This is a genomic window from Ensifer sp. LC163, assembly GCF_001695855.1.
GTDB lineage: Bacteria > Pseudomonadota > Alphaproteobacteria > Rhizobiales > Rhizobiaceae > Ensifer.
Genome location: NZ_MBSS01000044.1, coordinates 1 through 2,756, shown reverse-complemented (window position 1 = coordinate 2,756; position 2,756 = coordinate 1). Strand labels below are relative to the sequence as shown.

The window sequence follows — 2,756 nt, the reverse complement described above, 5'->3', positions numbered from 1 at the left end:
TCCATCTTGCAAATGTGCCCTGAACACTTCGGCCGGCGTCCTGTAATTCAGGCACTTTCTCGGCTGGTCGTTGAGATGGCGAGCAAGCTGGATGAGCTTGCGTTGCGACACGGCTGCAAGTCCGTATCGCCTGGCATGAACCGGCGGATGCGCTTGTTGGTATTTTCCACGGCCCCCTTCTGCCATGGCGCACTGGGGTCACAAAACCAGCTGCGCGCGCCGATGCCATCTTCCAAAGCCCTGAAGCCGCTAAACTCCGTGCCGCGATCAAAGGTGAAGCTCTGCCGGGCAAAGGCTGGCAAGGGAGAGAACGTTTCGATGATCTTGTCCATGATCGGTCGTGAGTGCCGGCTCTGGTTCTTGATCATGACGGTGTAGCGGCTCTTGCGTTCGATCAGTGAGGTTACGTTGGCGTTGCCCAAGTCACGTTGGAAGATCAACAAGTCGCCTTCCCAGTGCCCGAACTGCGAACGATCAGCAATGAAATCAGGACGTTGCGATATCCTGCAGGCAGCAGGAAAAGTGCCGTCGCGGGGTTTCCTCGAGCCGCGGGGGCGGCGTTTGCGGCGAGCTTCCGCCAGATGCTGATGGAGCTCCAGCGCACAATCTTCCTTGCCATAGATGAAGCGATAGATCGTCTCGGTGCAGACACGCACGGCGCTCACGCCATCGGCAAGCAGGCGGCCGGCGATCTGTTCCGGTGACCAAAGTGCCTTCAGCTGCTTGATCACCAGTTCGCGCAATTGCCGGTGCCGCACAAGCTTCCTCAAACGCTGTCGCCGCTCTTTGCGGATGTCGTCAGCAACTGTTGGGAAGTAACCGCTATAGTCGGGCAGCTCGCGATCGTGGAATGTGTTGCGTCTGATCTCACGATAGATCGTCGATCGATGACGACCGAGTTGGCGCGCCATTTCTTTGATCGGCAGTTTACGTTCGACAAAGTGGAAGAGGCGGCGTCGATCGGCCAGATTCAGCTGCGAATAGCGTCGGGACATTCCAAAATCTCCAAGGGGAAGCCATTGAAATCATTGGCATGTCGCACTTGAAAATAGAATGTACCTTCTGGGCCAAAGGGATCGCATAATGTATCGACGGGAACTGGCGGCGATATCGATCCGGCAGTTGAAGGGTTCTTAGTCCTTTTCCGCCTCTTGCATCAGAGCATAGGGGTCGGCCCCAATTGCTCGGCTCACTTTCACGAACTCCGCAACATCTAAACGCCGTTCGCCTAGTTCGAACTTGGACACGAACGTTTGCCGCTGCCCGATCCGCTCTCCGAGTTCGACTTGGGTCACGTTCGCAGCTTTTCGAGCGGCAACGAGGCCGTCGATCATTCGCCCATAAACGATTGCGTGAAATGAGGACAATTGCGAGCGCCAGTTTGAGAAAACCGACGAAATGAATAAAACCGATTTTCGGATACCCCAAAATAGGGTATTGATGGTTGTGGCGCGCTGCGTTGCTCGCGTTTTCAACGTATCCGTCGATTGGAGCCGACATGGAACTTCGCCAGCTGAACTATTTCGTGGCGGTTGCCGAGGAACTGCATTTCGGTCGGGCGGCAGCACGGGTGCATATCGCCCAGCCGGCCTTGAGCTGTCAGATCCAGTCGCTGGAAAAGGAACTCGGTGTTCGCCTATTGGAGCGTTCGACGAGAAGGGTCGAACTGACCAGGGCAGGGGAGATCTACTACGATCGCTGTGTGAGGATCCTTGGTGATGTCGATCTGTCGGCCGAGCTGGTGCGCTCGGTTGCCGGCAAGGCGGTGAGGAAGATCAGGATTGGAACCGTCTACCCGGCAACGATTGGCGTACTGCCGGCGTTCCTGGCCCGCATCGGCCGCAAGTATCCCGATATTGAACTGCATATCTCAAGTGGCTCCACCAACGACATCATCCGCGGATTGGAAAACGGCCAGATCAATCTCGGCTTCATCCGCCCGGTCGAGAATATCGGCTCGCTGCGGTTCTTCTCAATCGCGCATGAGCGTTACCTTCTTGCGGTGGAGAAGAAGAGTGCTCTGCTTGCCCGCAGCGAGATCGACATCGAGGACTTGAAGGGCGAGAAGATCATCTCGTTCTCACGCCAGAACCTGACTTTCACCGAGCGCTATTTTGCTGAAAAGTTCGAGGAGCACGACCTGACGAAGAGCGTCGCTTACACATGTGACGATACCTTCTCGCTGGTGTCATTGGTATCAGCCGGTCTTGGCATCGGTTTCGCGCCGGAGTGGACGCTGGATCTGCCCAACTGCAATTTCGAGCTCAGGAAGGTGAGGGGTGTCGACTTCAGGATCGGGCTCGGGGTCGCCTGGTCCAAGGATGATCCGACGGTTGCTCGCGACGACATTATCGACATCGCAAGGTCGTTGGTGCGGGCGGGCAAATGAGGGGAGGTCCCGAAAACCTTGTTGTCTGCGATCAGCCGGCCGAAGAGGGGCAGGCGGGTGCGGCAGGATCGAACGACTGAATTTTCTTTGGTAGGGACTGTCGTGGCTCCTCTCGATTCCCCACTCACTCGGCGCGGAGCGCCTTTCACGCCACCAAAATCGGGACTTTGGTCGGCGCCGCCTTGACCCGGTTGTAGAGGTCGATGACGTCCTGGTTGATCATGCGCACGCAACCGGAAGATGCCTGTGTGCCGATGGTCCACCATTCGGGTGAGCCGTGCACGCGATAGCCAGTGTCGCGGCCGTCCTTGTAGATGTAGTGCGCGCGGGCGCCGAGCGGGTTGTCGAGCCCGCCCGGCTGACCACC

Annotated in this window: 3 protein-coding genes and 1 pseudogene; 1 reads left to right on the top strand and 3 read right to left on the bottom strand. The window is 57.5% G+C overall.

Annotation, left to right across the window (positions count from 1 at the left end):
- Window positions 1-995 (bottom strand): annotated as a pseudogene (locus BC360_RS24735) (IS30 family transposase); the annotation flags it as partial.
- Between the two features lie 138 nt (window positions 996-1,133).
- Window positions 1,134-1,334: a helix-turn-helix domain-containing protein gene (locus BC360_RS24730; RefSeq protein ID WP_065797237.1), complete on the bottom strand. Its 201-nt coding sequence runs from the start codon at window positions 1,332-1,334 to the stop codon at window positions 1,134-1,136.
- A 164-nt stretch (window positions 1,335-1,498) separates the two neighbouring features.
- Here BC360_RS24730 and BC360_RS24725 point away from each other — a divergent pair, with 164 nt between their 5' ends.
- Window positions 1,499-2,389, top strand: a complete 891-nt coding sequence (locus BC360_RS24725; protein WP_065797236.1) for a LysR family transcriptional regulator — start codon at window positions 1,499-1,501, stop codon at window positions 2,387-2,389.
- Between the two features lie 145 nt (window positions 2,390-2,534).
- Here the strand turns inward: BC360_RS24725 and BC360_RS24720 are convergent.
- Window positions 2,535-2,756: L,D-transpeptidase (locus BC360_RS24720; RefSeq protein ID WP_139110190.1), on the bottom strand; the 222-nt coding region annotated here is incomplete at its 5' end.

Excerpts from the sequence above, each read along its gene's own strand:
- BC360_RS24730 (WP_065797237.1), bottom strand. The coding sequence starts at position 1,334 with ATGATCGACGGCCTCGTTGCCGCTCGAAAAGCTGCGAACGTGACCCAA.
- BC360_RS24725 (WP_065797236.1), top strand. The coding sequence starts at position 1,499 with ATGGAACTTCGCCAGCTGAACTATTTCGTGGCGGTTGCCGAGGAACTG.